The sequence below is a fragment of the Pseudoflavonifractor sp. 524-17 genome, assembly GCF_009935845.1.
Lineage (GTDB): Bacteria > Bacillota > Clostridia > Oscillospirales > Oscillospiraceae > Pseudoflavonifractor_A.
On the sequence record NZ_QWEK01000006.1, the window covers coordinates 84,152 to 102,652 of the forward strand.

General features: G+C 47.9%; 18 protein-coding genes. 6 read left to right on the forward strand and 12 right to left on the reverse strand.

Annotated elements, in window-relative coordinates; all coding sequences use genetic code 11:
* Window positions 1–5 precede the first annotated feature (5 nt).
* From D1159_RS01600 to D1159_RS01625, 6 genes are all read right to left on the reverse strand, one after another.
* Complete coding sequence (locus D1159_RS01600) at window positions 6–224, reverse strand: hypothetical protein (protein ID WP_161843944.1); 219 nt, start codon at window positions 222–224, stop codon at window positions 6–8.
* Between the two features lie 242 nt (window positions 225–466).
* Window positions 467–619, reverse strand: coding sequence for a hypothetical protein (locus D1159_RS01605; protein ID WP_161843945.1), 153 nt, complete (start codon window positions 617–619; stop codon window positions 467–469).
* A gap of 29 nt (window positions 620–648) precedes the next feature.
* Window positions 649–942: a hypothetical protein gene (locus D1159_RS01610; protein WP_161843946.1), complete on the reverse strand. Its 294-nt coding sequence runs from the start codon at window positions 940–942 to the stop codon at window positions 649–651.
* 22 nt (window positions 943–964) lie between these two features.
* On the reverse strand, window positions 965–1,579 hold the full coding sequence (locus D1159_RS01615; protein WP_161843947.1) for a recombinase family protein: 615 nt from the start codon (window positions 1,577–1,579) through the stop codon (window positions 965–967).
* A 393-nt stretch (window positions 1,580–1,972) separates the two neighbouring features.
* Complete coding sequence (locus D1159_RS01620) at window positions 1,973–2,680, reverse strand: hypothetical protein (protein ID WP_161843948.1); 708 nt, start codon at window positions 2,678–2,680, stop codon at window positions 1,973–1,975.
* Window positions 2,681–3,442: 762 nt separating this feature from the next.
* Window positions 3,443–4,744 (reverse strand): S-layer homology domain-containing protein, encoded by a 1,302-nt coding sequence (locus D1159_RS01625; protein ID WP_161843949.1) that lies wholly within the window; start codon window positions 4,742–4,744, stop codon window positions 3,443–3,445.
* A 226-nt stretch (window positions 4,745–4,970) separates the two neighbouring features.
* On the opposite strand from D1159_RS01625, the gene D1159_RS01630 reads away from it, so the two are divergent.
* Window positions 4,971–5,306 carry a helix-turn-helix transcriptional regulator gene (locus D1159_RS01630; protein WP_161843950.1) on the forward strand — a complete coding sequence of 112 codons (336 nt, stop codon included), beginning with the start codon at window positions 4,971–4,973 and terminating at the stop codon, window positions 5,304–5,306.
* Window positions 5,307–5,588: 282 nt separating this feature from the next.
* Here the strand turns inward: D1159_RS01630 and D1159_RS01635 are convergent, their stop codons facing one another.
* From D1159_RS01635 to D1159_RS01660, 6 genes are all read right to left on the reverse strand, one after another.
* A complete protein-coding gene (locus D1159_RS01635; RefSeq protein ID WP_161843951.1) occupies window positions 5,589–6,293 on the reverse strand; it encodes a hypothetical protein in 705 nt (234 codons plus the stop codon).
* A gap of 23 nt (window positions 6,294–6,316) precedes the next feature.
* Window positions 6,317–6,772, reverse strand: coding sequence for a DUF3846 domain-containing protein (locus D1159_RS01640; RefSeq protein ID WP_161843952.1), 456 nt, complete (start codon window positions 6,770–6,772; stop codon window positions 6,317–6,319).
* A complete protein-coding gene (locus D1159_RS01645) occupies window positions 6,756–8,060 on the reverse strand; it encodes a DUF262 domain-containing protein (protein WP_161843953.1) in 1,305 nt (434 codons plus the stop codon). The genes D1159_RS01640 and D1159_RS01645 overlap by 17 nt, the downstream gene beginning before the upstream one ends.
* Window positions 8,053–8,529: a hypothetical protein gene (locus tag D1159_RS01650; protein WP_161843954.1), complete on the reverse strand. Its 477-nt coding sequence runs from the start codon at window positions 8,527–8,529 to the stop codon at window positions 8,053–8,055. Before D1159_RS01650 ends, D1159_RS01645 begins: the two co-directional genes overlap by 8 nt.
* Before the next feature lie 95 nt (window positions 8,530–8,624).
* Window positions 8,625–9,014 carry a hypothetical protein gene (locus tag D1159_RS01655; protein WP_161843955.1) on the reverse strand — a complete coding sequence of 130 codons (390 nt, stop codon included), beginning with the start codon at window positions 9,012–9,014 and terminating at the stop codon, window positions 8,625–8,627.
* Window positions 9,015–10,978: 1,964 nt separating this feature from the next.
* Window positions 10,979–12,838: a DUF927 domain-containing protein gene (locus tag D1159_RS01660; protein WP_161843956.1), complete on the reverse strand. Its 1,860-nt coding sequence runs from the start codon at window positions 12,836–12,838 to the stop codon at window positions 10,979–10,981.
* 735 nt (window positions 12,839–13,573) lie between these two features.
* Between D1159_RS01660 and D1159_RS01665 the strand changes: the two genes are divergently transcribed.
* The 5 genes from D1159_RS01665 to D1159_RS19440 all read left to right on the forward strand — a co-directional run bounded on the left by D1159_RS01665 (window position 13,574) and on the right by D1159_RS19440 (window position 18,319).
* Window positions 13,574–14,620, forward strand: coding sequence for a Fic family protein (locus D1159_RS01665; RefSeq protein WP_161843957.1), 1,047 nt, complete (start codon window positions 13,574–13,576; stop codon window positions 14,618–14,620).
* Between the two features lie 83 nt (window positions 14,621–14,703).
* A complete protein-coding gene (locus D1159_RS01670; protein WP_161843958.1) occupies window positions 14,704–15,162 on the forward strand; it encodes a DUF4869 domain-containing protein in 459 nt (152 codons plus the stop codon).
* A 12-nt stretch (window positions 15,163–15,174) separates the two neighbouring features.
* Complete coding sequence (locus D1159_RS01675; RefSeq protein ID WP_161843959.1) at window positions 15,175–16,143, forward strand: translation initiation factor 2; 969 nt, start codon at window positions 15,175–15,177, stop codon at window positions 16,141–16,143.
* Between the two features lie 24 nt (window positions 16,144–16,167).
* Window positions 16,168–17,907 carry a recombinase family protein gene (locus D1159_RS01680; protein WP_161843960.1) on the forward strand — a complete coding sequence of 580 codons (1,740 nt, stop codon included), beginning with the start codon at window positions 16,168–16,170 and terminating at the stop codon, window positions 17,905–17,907.
* A gap of 124 nt (window positions 17,908–18,031) precedes the next feature.
* Window positions 18,032–18,319: a sigma factor-like helix-turn-helix DNA-binding protein gene (locus D1159_RS19440; protein ID WP_279279987.1), complete on the forward strand. Its 288-nt coding sequence runs from the start codon at window positions 18,032–18,034 to the stop codon at window positions 18,317–18,319.
* The last annotated feature ends 182 nt before the right edge of the window (window positions 18,320–18,501 follow it).

Sequence of the window (18,501 nt, forward strand, 5' to 3'; positions counted from 1 at the left end):
ACTTGCTATGTACAGATGGCGTCGATCAACTCCTTTTTTTGTTCGGCGGAGCAGTTCAGCTTCTTCACCTTGGCAATAATGGCATCCGCATGGGCCTGCGCGACACGCCGCTCCAGCTCGGCAGTGTTCACAGGATGATGTACAACGATATTGAATCCATATGCGGTATCTTCCACCACAACACCTCCCCGTTTAGGAGCGTATGCTTTAGCCTTGTCCATCATACCGCCCCACCTCCTACACGGATAAAATCAAACTGACTCATGTTGACCTCCTTTTGCGCAGCTTGCGCCAAAAAAATTTGCAAAAGACATAGGCCAACTGAGTGGACAACTGAGCATAGTGCCAGCTGAATGCACCATAGAGGCATTTCGTAAGAAAAAGCCCAACTGAGCCGTTGCGATAAAAAGCCCACTGGAACAGAATGCGAGTAATCTCACACTCTTGCTCCAGCGGGCTTCTTCAATTATGGCGTGCCCCCACCCCAAAAGGCGAGGATATCCTCAAGGCTGACAGGGGACATCCCATTTGCATCTACCCCAACATCAAAACGCCGCACCCCAGCAACTCGGAGGATGTTGTTGTGAAAAGAATGTGTATCTGCGGTAAAATAAATCATAGCCTTTCCTCCTGAAGCGCAAGATCAAATCAGGGATGGTAGTCCTTTATAAAGGGAAAGTACACTACTGCATCTGCGTCAACAGAATCTGTATATACATAATCCACATTCGTACCTTCGAGTTCTTCGATGGCAGAATCGTCAATCTCCTTTGCCGCCAAGAAGCTGGATAGCTGTTCTAATGCGTCAAAAAAATTGCGGTCAGGTTTTACGATAAAAGCCAGGGTTGTAACCATCTCTCCAAGAAACGTAGAGCCTGAATAATTTTCAATTACCTCATAATTATTTGTATTACAGAATTCACGAATTAGGTCGGCTAACATAATTATCCCTCCATATACCCTTCTACACTCGATCAGCGGCCTGCAAGAATGAACGCCGCATTTTATAATACGTGGTCTTCTTTACACCCAGCTCACGCATTGCCTCGACCGCTTTCAACTGGCCAGAGTCAACCAGCGCCATGACCATCTCGAAATTATCAGGTTTGGCGACAACTGGCCTGCCGAAAACTACCCCCTTCTCCTGAGCAATGGCGATGCCCTCTGCTTGCCGCTGATGGATTTTGACACGCTCCTCCTCGGCTACGCTGGCCATCACTTCAATCAGGATGTCAGACACCATATCAAGTACCCAGTCCTGGCCTTCGCAATCCAGCAAGGTTGTCGGCACATTCAAAATCTTGACACGAATGCCCTCTGCCCTGAACCATTCCAGTTCTTCTCTGATTTTTGCCTTATTCCGACCAAGGCGGTCTAACTCCTTGACAACAAGGGTATCGCCCCGGCGGAGCCACTTCTCTTTCAGAGAAAGATAACCAAGGCGGTTAAAGTCCTTGCCAGACTCTTTGTCCACCACGATATTGCGTTCTTCGATACCATAGTCCAGCAGAGCCTGAACCTGTCGGTCCTCATGCTGGCGAGCTGTACTAACTCTGGCATAGCCAAATTCTTTTTGCACAGAAAATAGCCACCTCCCAATTTTTATCAAGTTAACCGCCCGTAAACGTCCCCATGGATGAGCGAACGTCCGAAAGCTGTTATTCACTCTCTTGCTCCGCCATCTTACATCTGACTCTGTGGCGTGCAAGGATGAGCTTTCGACGGTAAAGCGTGAGTATCAGGACTATATGCGGAAGTAATGATATGGGTTTTGTCAGCTTTCGGGGCAGCTGATAATCGTCGTCGGAAAACTGCTCAAATCTATATAAAACCAACAAAAACCAGCGCAAAACTTGTAGCATTTTAGCCACTTCCCATTTGCTGCGGTCAAGAGTTATAGTACGACCACCGTTCGGAAAACCATACTTAAACGGGCCAGCTGCTCCGGCCTTTGCTGGTGTTGGAACTGCGTTCAACAACCTGTGGTTTTTCCTTTGGTAGAGTTTATATAATAGGACTGCATATCTTTGAACGCATACCCCAGAGCCGTCGGGTCAATATCGTCTAACAGGTTCAATGTAAAACTGCGGGAGGTCAGAGCAAGATACAGTACAGCCTTGAAATACTTATCGAGGTTTGATTTGTCCACCGTGAAAGAATCTACCCCCGCAATATGAGCCTCAATCCAATTAAGCTGTCGCAGAGAGAATTCCTCATGCACATCGACAGGATCACGGGCAAGCCGGAGCCGGAGCAGAGCCTTCTTCAAAGCGCCAAGGTCTGCAAGAGAATAGACCTCTTCGGGGCAGGATTGAGCGTCAAAAAGCAAAGCGTACAGCTTATCAGATATGCGCTTCATCCGAAGTCTGAAAGTGGTCTGCTGTAGGCCACATAAAGCACCAATAAAGTTAAGCGGAGTGCCTTTCCGAATATAGCCAACAATCTCACGGACAACCTCATTCTCCGTCCACTCACACGAGAACAAATAGTCCTCCAGTTCCGTCACATAGGTCTGGCGAATATCCACGCCCTCAAACACGAATCGATTCTGGGCGATACGCCACTTCTCAAGCTCCTCCTCCGAAAAGCCTGAAGTGTCGAGACTCAATATTGACTCCAATCTTGCCTTCAAAGTGTCCAGCACCTTGAATATATTTGGGTTCCTTGCTGAACCATCCATAAGATGCACCTCCTAAAAACTGTAATTGAAATTTGTAACTTCAAGGGGCTGACCAGCCCCTCACCAGCCTTTCATTTTTTCCAGAACCCCGGCTCTGACAAGGGTATTCAGCGAAAGAACACAAAGAGAGCAAAATAAGTTACTTATTTTACATAAGTTGAAATCAAGGTTTGTAACAGCGAAGTCGGAAACGCAAAGTGGAGAAGTAATTAAATGACCATCTCAAAATACAAAAAATGAGGACTTTTGGAGCAAAGGAGAAAACCACAAACGGTTGGATTAACTACCCCAAGGGCTGTTAGCGATACACCGCAAGCCACCAGATGGGGAAATATATGGCGTTACGGCTACCGCACCTCGCTGCGATCCACCCACGCACAAAACCTCCCATGTGGCAGAGTAAATGAAACCAGCAAAGACCAAATCACAGCAGCAAAGGATTTCTCAAATCAAGGCAGAATGGCTGCTCTCAATTTCAGAAGATATCACGACAGCCCAGACGAGGTAAAAACAACACAAAGATTTTTCAAGTCAAAACAGAGAGACTGCTTTCAAATTCAGAAGAAATTAAAACAACATAGTTTCACTTGGAACAGCGCAGACATACTCAAAATAAGTACATGACAGTCCACAGGGAAACGAGCATGGAAAAGGCGGAGAGCATATAGCCCTCCGCCTTTGGTGCGCACTCACGCATAGACTGCCTGTAAAGATCGCTTAAAAATCATGATCTTCGTTTCAAACACCTTTCTCCTTATGACATTACATGAGATCACTGACACGGATCAGCGCATAATTGTTGATATCCTCCACATCTTCCAAAAGGGTAGTAACTTCGGAAGAATCCTTTTTGTCTTCTTGATATTCTGTTGTTCCAAGTATATTCAGACGCAGACACAGGCCGTCGTATTCTTTCGGCATATAGACTGTCAAGGTAGCATCCATGGAGACAACCGCCTGCTGCTCAGAAGTATTGCCTCCCTCCTTACGAACCCAAGCTGACTTATCAACGTTTTGCGTTACACTCTCCATACAGCTGACAGAGTAGGTGACGTCTTTGTATGTGATATCAATGGCATTTCCTGAAGCAGCGGTCGGCTTATTCTCGCTTGTAGACAAATACTTACTGGGGAGCACAATACCAGTATAATAGTCAAATAAACCGATGCTCTTACAATCCCAACTCCAATTAAAATTTCCGACAAATTTAGACAAATCTTGCGTCAATGTTGTAGTGAAATTGATCCGGTAGGGGATTGTCAGCTGAACCATACCATCCACATCTGCTTCAACGACTGAAATATTCCCAATCGTGTAGCTGGCATCTACCACATCGGTGATGGAAAGCCCATCAATAGATGTCGGCCTTCTGCTTGACGTATCCCTCAAAAAAGTGAAAGCGGGGATCGTATAGCCTTTCGCTTTGGAGAATGACAGACCATTCGCTTCTGCATAGGGGGTCACCTCCGTAGACTCCAGCCCTCGGTAGAGGAAGGTCACAATCTGTCCACGGGTGCAGACACTGTCCGGGGAAAAGGTGGTGGCTGAGGTGCCAGCGGTCACACCTTGCTCCACAGCCCACGCCACTGCACTGGCATATTCTGCTCCAGCGGAGACGTCTGTGAAGCTGGCGGCTTTGGCACTGGGACTGTCAGCCGCCTTCCACATATACGTCACTGCCATGCTCCGGGTACAAGGTGCATTCCCGCCAAAGGCGGTACCAGAAACCATGCCCTTTTCATAGGCCCAGGTAGCGGCATCTGCGTACCAGTCGCCACTCTTTACATCGGAAAAAGGATTGGCTGTCGTGGGCTTGGGAGAGCCGTTGGCTCGCCAGAGGAACGTCAAAATCTGCGCTACGGTACAGTTTGCACTGGGGGAGAAAGTTGTTGCTGAAGTACCAGCGGTAATGTTCTTCTCTACCGCCCACCTCACAGGTTCCGCAAACCAGTCGCCTGCCTTTACATCGGTGAAATTGCCCACTGTACCTGCCGCAAATGCTGGGACAGTCAGGCCCAGGCACATCGCCAAGGCCAGCGCAAGGGATAACAGTTTTTTCTTCATTAGGATATATCTCCTTTCTGTTTCCTGTCTGCAACGCCCCCAGAACTCCTTTTTGCCATTCCAGGGACTATTGCCCACCAGTTTCACCTGACTACGACAGTTTATCATGTGCGATTATAACCTAATTAAGTTATAGTTGTCAACAGCTACCCCTTTTGTTCATCTACTGGATAATACCCGCTTTCGATATACTTCCTTTCATAATGACGAAAGTGGGGTATACTGGATGATAGAGAACGAGGTCTTGCAGCGTATCCGAGAGTTTCTGAAGTTGAACCGCTGGAGCATTTACAAGCTGGCCAAGGAGTCAGGCATTCCCTACTCAAGCCTTAACAACTGCTTCCTTCGGAACACCTGCCCCACGATCCCCACCTTGGAAAAGCTGTGTGCAGGCTTAGGTATAAGCCTTTCGGACTTTTTCAATTTTAAGGAAAACCCTCTCCGTGACACGAGTTTATCGGAAGATGAACAGAACCTTCTGAGCGCATACAGGAAGTTATCTATAAGAGATAAAGAGCTTCTCAACGCTTACCTCGACGGTTTGAGCAGGAAAAGGAGATAGGCCATAGGCCGACCGGGCCGGGAGTTCCGGGCACGGCCCCGCAGGCCAGCCCACAGGCGCACAGGAGGGCCGGGAAGAACGGCCCCGTGTGCGCCCCTGTGAGGCCCCGTGTTGGCCCGGACAGGGCCGGGGGAGGGTTTAGGGTACCCCCGGAAGCCACCAGAGGCCACAGGAGGCACCAGAGGGCCAAAGTCGCCACCCCCCAAAAGTGGCCGCTACCCCCCAAAAAAGCGACCCGTCTGAGCCGACAATCAACTCAGACGGGTCGCTTTGTCACTCGCATCAACCTCGACCGATATGGCTGATTTTTGCGCTCTCCTCCGGGGAGAACAGGTACTCATCCCGATACTTTGCCCGCAGCTCGGCCAGAGGCGTGTCCGACAGAGCGGCACGCATATCCTGCTGGAGCAAAGCTATGACACGGGCGAAGGTTGGCGTATTGTAAATCTCGCGTTCCCGGCGTTTCAGCCCAGATAAAGGGTCGTTGGGATCGACTCGACCGCCTTGATAGATAGTCTCGAAAAAGTCGATCATCGTCTCAATATCATTGAACAAAAGGTACTCTACCGGAAGCCAATACAGGGGGTAGCCATCCTTCCCAGCAATATCTTCCAGTAAGGTTGCCAGCCAGATAAAAAAGTCGTTGTAGGACTTGGACTCCCATTGGCTGCAGTGCGCCTGATAGAAAGCCTCGCTCTCCGGGTCCTTCTTCAGGCTGTCCTCACCGATGAAGCTGAACACGGTTACCCTTGCGGCCTCGTAAAAACTCCTCTGGAAGCGATCGAACTCCTTATCCCCGCATTTCTTTTCCAAATAGTCCCAAAGCAGCTCAATGGCGGTTCCAATGATCTCCGGGGTGGGTTCCTCTGGGGCCATATGCTTGTAAGAATTCCACCAGCGTGTAAAGATCAGGGCCATGGCCAGACGCTGGAGTTCAAGGGGTTCCTTTTCAAAGCACGACTCCATGTCGTCTTGGGGGCGGGTCATTAATTCATAACGCTCTTCTGGACTCATGGAAAAAAATCAATCGCATAAAAAGGTCGCCATTCTGGACAGTGATCGGCAGAAATGATCACAAAGTCGCTGTAGCCTTCTCCCTCGGATATCGTTTTAAGAGGGAGCAGGCGACGCTCAATTTCCGCTATATCCTCGTGCTTGATACTGGCGAACTCGTTTCCGCTTCTACTGCGCCGAACGCACAGAATACTGCCACGAAAAAAATCATGAATCTTTTCGCCGTCCATCCAGGCACGATTGAGAGGATCAGGATTGAAAGAAAATTGCCAGAGCTTGGCCGCATCTTGACAAATTACAACGATTTCAGGCGTCAGGGACACGACTCGGAGCAGAGTGCAATTGATATAGCTTTGAAATGCCTTAACCGTGTTTTCAACCCGCCAAATATAACCACGGTATGGCCCGTCGTAATTACATCGGAGGATGTAGGCATCAATCATCGCCGCCATCTGTTTTACCCCCGTCAGGGATTACTACCCCCGCACCATTCTCACGATCCATATCGCCGTCATTTGGGGCCGTCTTGTTCTCGGATACCCCATAATTGGGAGCGTCCTCAGCGGAGACATCATCAGCAGGCACGTCGCTGGGAAGCTCGGAGTTTTCCGCAGTGCTTGGGTCAGTGGCGGCAGCTTCACCTACCCCATCAAGCCTGAAACTATCGGGATACAGGGGGATTTCCTCCGCAAACGGCTTGCGTACCGCTTCGGCTTTCCAGCCAAAATACTGGCACATAGCAAGGAACATGACACGCAGGCGCATCTGTACCTTTGGAGCCTTGATGTTGCCAGAGCCGCTGGCCTCCTCGTAATGCGGATAAACATTGTTGCTGAACTCGCATATGAATGTCTTAAAGTCCTTGGGCGATACCCCTTGCTCCTGCGCAACCTTGGCGCACACACCCACGATTGGGACGTTGTTCTTGCGCAGGAACTTCATCTTCTGGAGGAACGTATTGTCCAAATACTCCACAAGGTCTTGAAGCATATCCTTTTTGTCCCCGTTGTAGGTGTTGCGGATGCTCTCAGCGTAGGCAAGGCAGGTGGCCGCTGAGATATTCTTGTACTCTCGGCCCTCGTGACGATTATCCAGCAGAAGCATCGTCTGGAGCAGGAGCAGCAGATCATCCTCCCGTTTGGCTTGGGCTTCGGTGAGGTTGACGGATTGCGTGAAGAAACCGCTCGTGAGCAGCCCATTGAAGAATTCCATGTTCTCGTTGCCCAATTTGGCCTTCGACTTTTGGATTGTCGAAAGCGCAACCCCACTGTTGATGTTGAAAAACAGCTTCTCCACCTCGGGGTATGTATAGTTTTCCAAGGCTTGGATGGAGAAGCGATACCCCTTGATCGCGTCCTGTAACTCCGGCTCCAGCTCGCTGAATTTTTTCCCGGCGATGTCATAGGTGAAGCCGTCAAACTCAATCGGCTCAATCGAGCCGTGCAAGGCCCACCTATCGTCCAAGAATTCAAATAGGCTGGTGAGCCGCTGCTGGCCGTCCAGAATCTCATAGCGGCAAATATCTTTTCCCTTATCGTTCGTGCCGACCTTGTCCTTAAGGAAAACGACTGCCGGGATAAAGGAATCGCTCAGGACGCTGGCCACCAAGCTGCTCTTGGTAATCAGGTTCCACATACCGCTGTTCCGCTGGAAGCTAAGGGAACACCTCAGCGTCTGCTCACTGGAAGTCCAGTACTTATAAAGCGCCATTACGCCGAGGGGTAACGAACTTCTATTCATCGGCGCAGTCCTCCTCTCCGTCCTCTTTGACATCCTTGGCCTCACTCTCCACGGGGCAATCCCAAGCTATGAGCGGATGATACCCCAGGGCATTGGCACAGCACATATTCGCCTCAAAGCCTTGGAGCATATATGCTCCAGACGCACCGTTATCAAACACATAGCTGGAAACCATAGGCTGCGCCTTCTGGAGTTTCAGGCCAGACAGGTCAACATACCCCTGCCGTACCAGCGAAGCGAGTACCTCTCTGACAAAATCATTGGACAGGTTTCCGAGCAGGGCAGTGCCTCCTGTGGCGATGTCATGAACGTTGGCCTTGGAGAGGAAAGACAGCCCATTTGCTGAGTCGATGTTTGTAGCGCACTCACACAGCCGCACCTCACGTCCATTGAACGCTATCCGCTGCTCGCTGACAGCACTGACCCTTTCAATCGCCATTACTGTGCCGTTTGGCATCATTACACGCATAAAATCCTCGCTTTCTCCGATAAATTGGGAAAATTTTTTTAGCACAATTTAACACTCAACTATCACCGAAAACACCGAATGCCCCCGGCTCCAAACTACCCCCATGTATCCAGCTCAGGACTGCCGTCTTCCATACGGTAAGCGTCCTCAACATCTTCGCAAATTGCAATGATTCCAGCAAAATCGTCCTTGATATACAGACTTATTATTCTATAGACGCATTGAAGTATGGCTATACGCTGAGAGGGTGTCGCTTTTGCCACACCAAGCAGCCGAATTTTAAGTAAATCTCTCTTGAGAGAAGGAATACTCCCCTCGTAGAGTTCCAGAAGTAGCATGAAAAAAGCACCATTAAATCGTTTGGTTTCCTGCTCTCTGAATTTATCTGCAAGCGCCGCTATTCCTGGAGCGAAGTCAGCGTCTGGATCACGGCAGACCTCTTCTTTGAATTTTGACAGAAGCATTTCATGCTTACTTGGAATCAACGCAATGGGAAGCACCTCCTTTTCAAACTACCCCATCGGCTTACCGCAATCCGAAGAACACCCTGAAGTATCGAGCTGCCAAATCTCCCTCGATGACAATTTGCTCGTCTGTGGAGACAGGAACAGCATCCCTCACGCCATCCAGATCAAGGCGTTCAAGGGCCGCTCTTGCGGCATCGACTGTGTCTACCGCTTGTAGGCATATCCACGACACCACCCGATGGCTCTTGAGATCACGCAGGTGAGGTTGGCAAATGCAGACTTTCCCCGGATGCTCACGCCGCAAGTCTTGGAATCTCACATACTCACCTCCTCTCCCAACAGAAGAATCAGGACTCATTTCGGGGTCGCTTCGAGCGTTTTTGGGGCATCGTAGCAAGAAATGCGAAGCGCCATTTTGCTACCCCCGAACGCCCAGACAAACCCAGAGTGGTGGTATGTTAGCTCTGGCTTTAACAGTTGTCAAGCAACTCATATGACCTTATTCAAAAATGTTTTAGGGGATAAATAACTACCCCGGAAATCACCGTTTTTTCGGAATCTACCCCTAATAACTAACATTTTTCCAAAATAAAAAGGCCATAGATTGTCTATGGCCTTTGAAAGCTAAATGAAGCGGTTTATTCAGTTTTAACGGAGGGTAACTACCCCGATACTGGCGAGGGACAATCAACTACATCAAACAAGTGATACTAACCCGCACAGGAAACAGTTACCCCACCAAGGGAGCAATGCCGCCAACGGCGGGAAACTATCCCAAACAAGAGGCCAATGCCGCCAACGGCGGGAAACTATCCCAAACAAGAGGCCAATGCCGCCAACGGCGGGAAACTATCCCAAGCAAGAGGCCAATGCCGCCAACGGCGGGAAACTATCCCAAGCAAGAGGCCAATGCCGCCAGCTGCGGGAAACTACCCCATCGAGGGGCCAATGCCGCCAACGGCGGGAAACTATCCCAAGCAAGAGGCCAATGCCGCCAACGGCGGGAAACTATCCCAAGCAAGAGGCCAATGCCGCCAGTGGCGGGAAACTACCCCATCAAGGGGCTAATGCCGCCAACGGCGAGGAACTACCCCAAGACTGGCGAGTGCCAACCAAATCAAGACAGAACCCCCATCTTCACCAACCCCAGGAAAGAATTGATACCCTGTACAGCGCAGATTTCTCGGCACAGATCAACCTTTCTAACATACCTTGGCGGCATCGTCCTGAGCGGTGACACAACAGATTTGCGGTTTGCGGACACGTGAAAGAGCTGCATTGGCAAAATTCTCCCTTCCTGTCACGGCTCCCATATCATCTTGAGCGATTTGGCTCTGCCTCGGTGTTTGCGCTTCACAGCCTATTTTGCGATACCCTATGGCAATAGGGAAAAAGGATATACCACATACTCGACAGAACTCCCGGCTACGAACCGCCACGGCGGGGGACTCGGGGTGCTGTCTGCTATAGCCGGGTCGCTACGTCCTCTGCCAATGCGGTCAGTGGCTGACTGAGATTATTATCATGGATGTACTCAGAATCCCAGCGGTTTACGAACCAGTGTGTATTGGCAATCATCCTTGTCCAAGCATGCGTCAACTGATCGAAAACCTCAATCAATTACAGACTGAAAAACATAGTTGTCGTTACTTAAATAGAATGAAAAAGTCATTGTATACAAACGGATTATTAGAAAAATACAATCAACATCACAACAAAAGCCATGAAATACTGAAATCACCCCTGGGATACTTTCATAATTCGCACCATACTTTGACGCCTCAATCTTCCGCTTGGCATTTTAACTCTCTGTTATTCTTCAACATTTAGAGCCACATTCCATAAATTGCCGAGGCTTCGGTTGTCCTTTAAGAAAGAGACGCTTCGTGTCCCGAAGCGTCCCTTCTCTACAACGACACATACCAAAAAGATGATGTTTAAATAAAAAATGTTGCCTCCACGTAGCTTTTTGTTTTGCAATATTAACCTTCGTAATCGTCTTCGTCGAACGGATCATATTTGCCAAATTGCATTGTTTCATATATCATTTCATCTTCGTGGTTACAGTATAAAACATAGCACTTCATCGGGCCCTTCTCAAGCAATACTTCGCAAGTACATCTGTGATTGTCTTTTACCTGAAGAAAATGTGCATCACGAAGTTCATGGGCTACCACAACAGGTGAAAATCCTCCATTTTCTAAAATCTCCTCAAAACAATTACACCAAAACACAATCTGCCATCGATATTCTTTTCCATTAATTATTCGCTTCTTATTTGCTCGCCTAGTAAATCCTTTTGTTTGTTTGGTGATATAATATGTATTAAACTGCGTTATACATCTCTCTTCCCCCAGGAAGTCGTCTGGGTGTTCGGCGACATATCGAAGCAGGTACTCACGCGCACGCTCTCCAAGATTCACCTCATCAGCATTAACAGTAATAACATGAAGATAGCAAAATTTACATATCTCGTCCACATTAAGATTTATGCCTACAACTTCGTTTGCAATTTCAGCTGCAAGAGTGAATAAAGCAACAAACTCACTTATCCGTTGCCCGACGGCAAGTCGAATCTTCTCCTCATCCATTTGCTTTTTGATTTTATCTTGGATCTGATCCCACCTGGTCTTCCACCTATTAGAGTTATTTAGTAACTCTTGGGCAACAAGCGGGGCTACACAGCCGTAATTATCTCTCAAGCAGTCATAAATTGCGTCTGCCTGCTCCTTTGAATCAGTCCACTTCACATTGCGAAACTCCACACATCGTGCTCTGATTCCTGCATTGGCGGAGCACTTTTTCAATATAGAAATCTCTCCACTTGAGAGAACGATTGTACTAAAATTTGCTGAATCACATAAAGCAGTTCCGCCAGCCTTTAATCTGTCCTTCTCCTCTCCATTGCCGATAGCATAAACGAAGTCAGTGTATTCCTTCTTACTTCCTGATGATAGCTCATCAATGCTGACTGGAAACCCTTGGTTATGTCCAATTCGGCGGATCAACGCAGCTAAAGATGACTGATGATTGAGCCAAAGCCCAGACTTCTCATTAAAAGGATTTGAAGCTAGGCCAGCATGGAGCCTCAAAGATGTGGATTTACCTGAGGTGCTATTACCTACAAGATGCAGAATCATATTATTCATACTTTTCCCCCAAACGTCCTTGGCAAAGGGAAGCACAATTGAAGCAACACTAAATGCAATAATTGCTTCTAAAGGACTCCATTCTGATGTAGATAATATCTGGCTCTTGATTATACGGACAATATTGTCAAGCGTACCCTTCGGTCTGATATCCAACTTTCCCATGTACTCTGAGCTTTCATTGTCAGATGAAATTATATTCTGACAGCAAAAAGCTAAACCATCTGTTCTCTCAATCCAGCCTAACTTTGTATGGCCATACATGACTTCAAAAAGATTGTGCTCTATACATGTTTTAATATCTTGCATCAACACATTAAGCAAGTCATTCCAATCAGTCGGTGCGCCTCCATTTTTAGTGACGCAGTTCTTAAGAGTTTTTGGCGTCAAATCTGCATAACAAACTTTCGCATATTTTATTCCTTCTAAAAGAAGGCTTTGAATTCTTAATGTTATTACTGGCAATTCTCCATCTAATATTGTTATGCTATCAATTTCAACGGGGCTGCGCATTTGCTGTACTGAAGAACTATCACAATCCTGTATAGTGTCCATCTTACATGTGCAGGTACCTGAGCTTTTCGGAGTAGTTTCTTTCTGCTCAATGGTCTCGGGGGATTGGCTTTCTGAGAAAACGGGGCTCATTTCTTGACCTTCTTTCTGCAACGCTTTTGACCTGTCTTCCATAATCATTTTGTTTTCCTCCTTGTCGTTTTTCGCAAATGTTCGCACAGTTCAAACTGGCCCATTTTGGGCCGCCGCTTTCACAACAATGCGAAAACTTACACACCACATAGACAAATTAAGAGGTCAACTCAAAATGAGGACAAACTGAAGATCAGAGCAGCATATTAGGAAAAAAGCAAGCTGAGGCTGTATACCCCAGATCTAAATATGAAATTGCACAACACAATAAAAAGTCCACTGGAACAGAATGCGAGAAATCAAAGACTCTTGTTCCAGCAGGCTTTTTAATTTTTACGGCTGCAAAAGACATACCTTTTCTCTTTCATTATAGACATTACATAGTCATGGGGAGCTAAGGTTTTACATTCTCAATCGAGCATCCGCAACAATACTATTCTTTGTAAAACAGTGGGAAAATTGGGATTTCAATCCCCATCGAGCACCTGTAATAATACTGCTCTTTGTAAAAACAGTGGGAAATTGGGATTTTACTCCCCTCCAAGCACCTGCAATAATACTGCTCTTTGTAAAAACAGTGGGAAATTGGGATACTATACATGCCCCCGCTGAAAATCCGCCATCTTTCGCTTGAAAAGTTCATAAGTACAACTGATTTTAATGTAAAACTCAACTAAAATTTAGGAGTAAAAGCCTATCTGTTTTCTACTGAGTGATATGGAAGTCTTGACATTTCCCTTATTATCCGATATTATTTAAGGGAACCGAGCCGGAGGTAAGGGAATGAAAATCTTTAACTACTCTATGATCCGAAGCCAGAAATGGGACTCTGACATTTTAGGCTTGATTGCCGCTATCTACAAAGAGGCCGGAAAGCAGGAGCTATATTTGAAGCAGCGCCCGGATGAATTGGAAAAACTGGTTGAGATTGCTAAGATACAGAGCACAGAAGCCTCTAACGCCATTGAGGGTATCGTTACTACCAGCACCCGCATCAAGCAGCTTGTGGAGGAAAAAACCACGCCCAGGAACAGAGATGAGCAGGAGATCGCGGGATACCGTGATGTGCTGAATATCATCCATGAGAGCTTTGACACCATCCCGATTACGCAAAACTATATCCTACAACTCCACAAGATTTTATATAGCCACATGAACAATCCAATGGCCGGGCGGACGAAGAACGTGCAGAATTACATTAGTGCAACCTACCCCGACGGTTATACAGAAACCCTGTTTACGCCCCTTGCGCCATTTGAAACACCTGAAGCATTGGACAAAATCTGCGAGGAATACAGCCGGGTCATTGGAAACATGGAACTGGAGCCTTTGATTGCAATCCCAATCTTTATTCATGACTTTTTGTGTATCCACCCATTTAACGATGGGAACGGCAGGATGAGCAGGCTGCTTACAACGTTATTGCTATACCGAAGCGGCTTTTTTGTTGGAAAATATATCTCGTTGGAGGCGAAAATCGCCAAAAATAAAGACCTGTATTATGACGCTTTGGCAAGGTCACAGGACGGCTGGTATGAGGGTACAGAAGACGCTGTCCCTTTCATCAAATATATTCTTGGAATAATCCTTTCCGCCTATAAGGATTTTGAGGATCGCTTTGCTCTTGTAGAGACAAAGCTGCCCGCAGTTGAAATCGTCAGGCAGGCAACGCTCCAAAAAATCGGACGGTTCACCAAGCAGGACATTCGAGAACTCTGCCCTTCTCTCAGTGTGAGTTCCATCGAGGGGGGCTTGCGTAAGCTGGTTGCATCCGGCGACTTAAAACGGGAAGGAAGCGGGAAAAAAACCTACTATGTCAGACTCAAGTAATTTCTGAACGCTTTGTAACACATTGGGTGAGGTGGTATAATACCATTGCACCTATGAGAATACTATCCAAGGGGTGAAAGGCGATGCTGAATATCTATTTCGGAGAAATGCCTGAAAAGGATTTTCCCAACTATATATATAATACCAGTGTATATTTTGACAACACATATCTGGATTCCTGGATCACAGATGAATTCTCGCAGAAAATGATAAAGGATATTGACAAGGCAGTCGTACTGAGCCCAAATGCCATTGATAGCAAGGCACTGGGCGTGATTCCAGTTAAGCAGCTCTCCGGTGGTGTGAAGACACTGCTGCTGCTGCTGCATGATCCATCTAAAATTTTTAACGTGTCCACCTGCGGAGATAACTGCGCAAAGTGGGTGCTCAAAATAGCGGAAGCCACAGATCATGACATTACGATTAACCTCCGTCACTTGATGGACTTTGGCGAAAAGCCCTTCGAGTTTAGACTGGTTAATAACGGCATGATCGTCCATAATATGCAGGAATATGTGACTTCTGCCGGAATCTATTTATAAGGCGGTGGGAAGATGACAGGAAAATATGATATTGTGGTACAAAACCGCCGCCTGCAGTATAAATTTACCGTTGAACGAAACATTACAGTTTTGCGCGGCGACAGCGCAACAGGGAAGACGACTCTGATCGATATGATCGCTGCCTACCAGCAGAATGGCAAGGACAGCGGCATTACGGTTTCCTGCGAAAAGACTTGTACCACCCTGACGGGTCTGCGCTGGCAGGAAAATCTGGCACTGATCCATGACAGCATCGTTTTTATTGATGAGGGTGATAAATTCGTTCTCTCCGAGGACTTTGCCAAGGCTGTCAAAAATTCAGATAACTATTATGTGATCGCTACCCGTGCCCCCTTGACGAACCTGCCCTACAGCGTGGACGAGATATATGGGATCAAAAATAGCGCAGGAAATCGTTATCAGGGAACAAAACGGCTGTACTCTAAGTTCTATAACTTATGTGATACCAAAGTGGACTCAATTTCCAAGCCGGATCTGGTGATTGTTGAGGACTCCAACGCAGGACATCAATTCTTCGCCAAACTTTTTTTCCAGTATAAAATCCCCTGTATATCAGCAAAAGGTAAAAGCAACGTCTATCAGGAACTTTTGCAGCAGACCTACTCAACAGCCCTTGTAATCGCAGATGGTGCCGCATTTGGCCCTGAAATTGAGAAGGTTCTGTCTCTGAATAAACTCCAGGATAAAAAGCTGATAATCTATTTGCCAGAGTCCTTCGAGTGGATGATACTGAAGTCAGGGCTTCTGAAACAAGGACGGATACAAGCAATACTCGAGAAGCCTTATGACCATATTGAGAGTGAAAAGTTTTTTAGCTGGGAGCGCTTTTTCACCTCACTGCTGGTTGATGAGACAAGCGGTACATATCTGCAATATAATAAGACCTCTCTAAACCATGCTTATTTGAATCCAAAAGAGCAGGCTGCTATCGTTAGTATGATGCCTGAGATGCTATTCTAAATAGTGCAGAGAGAGGAAACAATTATGAATATATCATCAGAACAACAGGTTTTTGCGATCTATTCCAGAAAATCAAAATTTACAGGTAAAGGTGAAAGCATCGAAAACCAGATTGAGATGTGCCGCCAGTACATCTCCCGCTGCTTTGGGCAGGAACAGGCGGACAGCGCCTTGGTCTATGAGGACGAGGGCTTCTCCGGCGGCAGCACAAAGCGTCCCAACTTCCAACGGATGATGAAGGATGTACATAGCGGCAAGATTCAGACCATCGTATGCTACCGCCTGGACAGGCTCACCCGCAATACCAAGGACTGCTTTGAGTTCGTGGAGGAGCTGGAGCACTGCGGAGCGGCCTTCATCTCCATCAAGGAGAATTTCGACCTGACTACCCCCACCGGACGGCTCATGTTTACCTTTGTTGCGGCCTTGGCCCAAATGGAGCGAGAAACCATTGCCGACCGCATCCGTGACAATCTTCAGGAGCTGGCCAAGACAGGCCGCTGGCTGGGCGGCAATACCCCTCTCGGCTACGAATCGGAGGGCACCGAATACTGCAAGGTGGATGGGAAAAAGCGCAAGACTTTCCACCTGAAGCTGATCCCAGAGGAAGCCCAGCTGGTGCAGATGATTTTCTCCAAGTTTTTAGAATTGAAGTCCTTAACGAAGCTGGAAACCTACCTGCTCAACCAGGATTACAAGACCCGCCAGGGAAAGCCTTTCTCCCGCTTTGCCATCCGGGAACTCATTATGAACCCCGTCTACGCAAAGGCAGACGGGGCTATGTACCAGTATTTGATTGCCAATGAAGTCCAACCCTTCTCCGATCAAAGTACCTTTGACGGGAGCCACGGCATCATGGCCTACAACCGCACGGAGCAAACCAAGGGCAGCACTACCCGAAAGAAGCCTATAGAAGAATGGGTGGTATCGGTAGGGGAGCATGAGGGCATCGTATCCGGCGAGGACTGGATCGCCGTCCAGGGACTGCTGGACGAAAACAAAAGCAAGAGCTATCGCTGGCGGGCGGGGCAGAGCAATGAGGCCCTGTTGTCGGGCCTTTTGCATTGCCGCTGCGGATACTGTATGCGGCCCAAGGTTACCAGCCGCACGACAGGTGACGGAGAGCGGCACTTCCGCTATTTGTGCGAGCTGAAGGAAAAGAGCCGCCGCCATAAATGCGATAACAAGGACATCAACGGCAACCATCTTGATCGTGCGGTATGTTTTGAAATCAAGAGACTTGCAGAGGACAAAAGCGAACTTAACCGTCGCTTGGCGACAGGAAAAAAAGCCTTTGTGGACAAAAGCAACCAGCTCACAACAGACCTGGAACGGCTCAAAAAGGCCCAGAGAGAGAACCAGAGGGAGATCAGCGCACTGGTAGACTCCCTGGCGAAAATGACTAGTATCCCCGGAAAGCAGAGCATCCTGGACGGCATCAACGAGCGTTCCGAACGGAATAAGAGTATTCAGGAGAATATCCAGGAGCTGGAGCAGATCCTCCAAGAGCAGAACCTGCAATCCCAATCTTTTGAGATCCTGAGGGATATGCTGCGCTCTTTTGCGGCTACCATGGACGATATGACCGTGGAGCAAAAACGCCTGGCCATCCGGGTGATTGTCAAGGACGTCGTATGGGACGGGAAGAAAGTCCACATCTACCTCTTTGGCGACGATGACCCCAGCGGGGACGATATCGACTTCCCGCCACCTGACGATGGACAAGATAATCCTGATGGGCCACTGTGTGAGGATAGCAAATGAGATTTTGATGTACTTCCGGTCCATCAAAAAATTTCAGGGGGACGTTTCACTCTCTGACTCGCTGGATGGGGATGGAGATGGGGGGTCCCTGTCCATTCTGGACACCATCCATGTGGATGACAACATGTTGGAGGAGCTGGACACCAGAGACTGCTGTGCCAAAGTACGTCAATGCGTGGGGCGATGCCTGGATGAGCGGGAGGCTATGGTAATATCTCTGCGCTATGGGCTGAATAATGACCAGCCTCTCACTCAGCGGGAGATCGCCGCTAAATGCGGAATTTCCCGGTCCTATGTATCCCGCCGCGCTTATTGTAAGCGGCGGGATACGGTTAGACCTTGTTTGAAAAATGTCAAAACAGCAGTTTTTCCGCCATACAGGGTAAAAAACTTGAAATATGCAACCTTATAATATCCTGCACTATAGAAAAAAGCTCTTGCCGATGACAGCACCGGTAAGAGCTTTCTCTTTCTGCACGAAACAGATCAGACAGGCCGCGAACGCATTGAGACCAGTCAATCGACAGCGGCCTCTTAGGACCTGTATTTATGACCGGGAGATACTGGATCTCCAGGGAATTTTACAAAAGGTCC

Excerpts from the sequence above, each read along its gene's own strand:
- D1159_RS01670 (WP_161843958.1), top strand. The coding sequence starts at position 14,704 with ATGCTGAATATCTATTTCGGAGAAATGCCTGAAAAGGATTTTCCCAAC.
- D1159_RS01680 (WP_161843960.1), top strand. The coding sequence starts at position 16,168 with ATGAATATATCATCAGAACAACAGGTTTTTGCGATCTATTCCAGAAAA.
- D1159_RS01605 (WP_161843945.1), bottom strand. The coding sequence starts at position 619 with ATGATTTATTTTACCGCAGATACACATTCTTTTCACAACAACATCCTC.
- D1159_RS01675 (WP_161843959.1), top strand. The coding sequence starts at position 15,175 with ATGACAGGAAAATATGATATTGTGGTACAAAACCGCCGCCTGCAGTAT.
- D1159_RS01630 (WP_161843950.1), top strand. The coding sequence starts at position 4,971 with ATGATAGAGAACGAGGTCTTGCAGCGTATCCGAGAGTTTCTGAAGTTG.
- D1159_RS01665 (WP_161843957.1), top strand. The coding sequence starts at position 13,574 with ATGAAAATCTTTAACTACTCTATGATCCGAAGCCAGAAATGGGACTCT.
- D1159_RS01610 (WP_161843946.1), bottom strand. The coding sequence starts at position 942 with ATGTTAGCCGACCTAATTCGTGAATTCTGTAATACAAATAATTATGAG.
- D1159_RS01600 (WP_161843944.1), bottom strand. The coding sequence starts at position 224 with ATGATGGACAAGGCTAAAGCATACGCTCCTAAACGGGGAGGTGTTGTG.
- D1159_RS01640 (WP_161843952.1), bottom strand. The coding sequence starts at position 6,772 with ATGGCGGCGATGATTGATGCCTACATCCTCCGATGTAATTACGACGGG.
- D1159_RS01635 (WP_161843951.1), bottom strand. The coding sequence starts at position 6,293 with ATGACCCGCCCCCAAGACGACATGGAGTCGTGCTTTGAAAAGGAACCC.
- D1159_RS01620 (WP_161843948.1), bottom strand. The coding sequence starts at position 2,680 with ATGGATGGTTCAGCAAGGAACCCAAATATATTCAAGGTGCTGGACACT.
- D1159_RS19440 (WP_279279987.1), top strand. The coding sequence starts at position 18,032 with ATGTTGGAGGAGCTGGACACCAGAGACTGCTGTGCCAAAGTACGTCAA.
- D1159_RS01625 (WP_161843949.1), bottom strand. The coding sequence starts at position 4,744 with ATGAAGAAAAAACTGTTATCCCTTGCGCTGGCCTTGGCGATGTGCCTG.
- D1159_RS01645 (WP_161843953.1), bottom strand. The coding sequence starts at position 8,060 with ATGAATAGAAGTTCGTTACCCCTCGGCGTAATGGCGCTTTATAAGTAC.
- D1159_RS01660 (WP_161843956.1), bottom strand. The coding sequence starts at position 12,838 with ATGATTATGGAAGACAGGTCAAAAGCGTTGCAGAAAGAAGGTCAAGAA.
- D1159_RS01650 (WP_161843954.1), bottom strand. The coding sequence starts at position 8,529 with ATGCGTGTAATGATGCCAAACGGCACAGTAATGGCGATTGAAAGGGTC.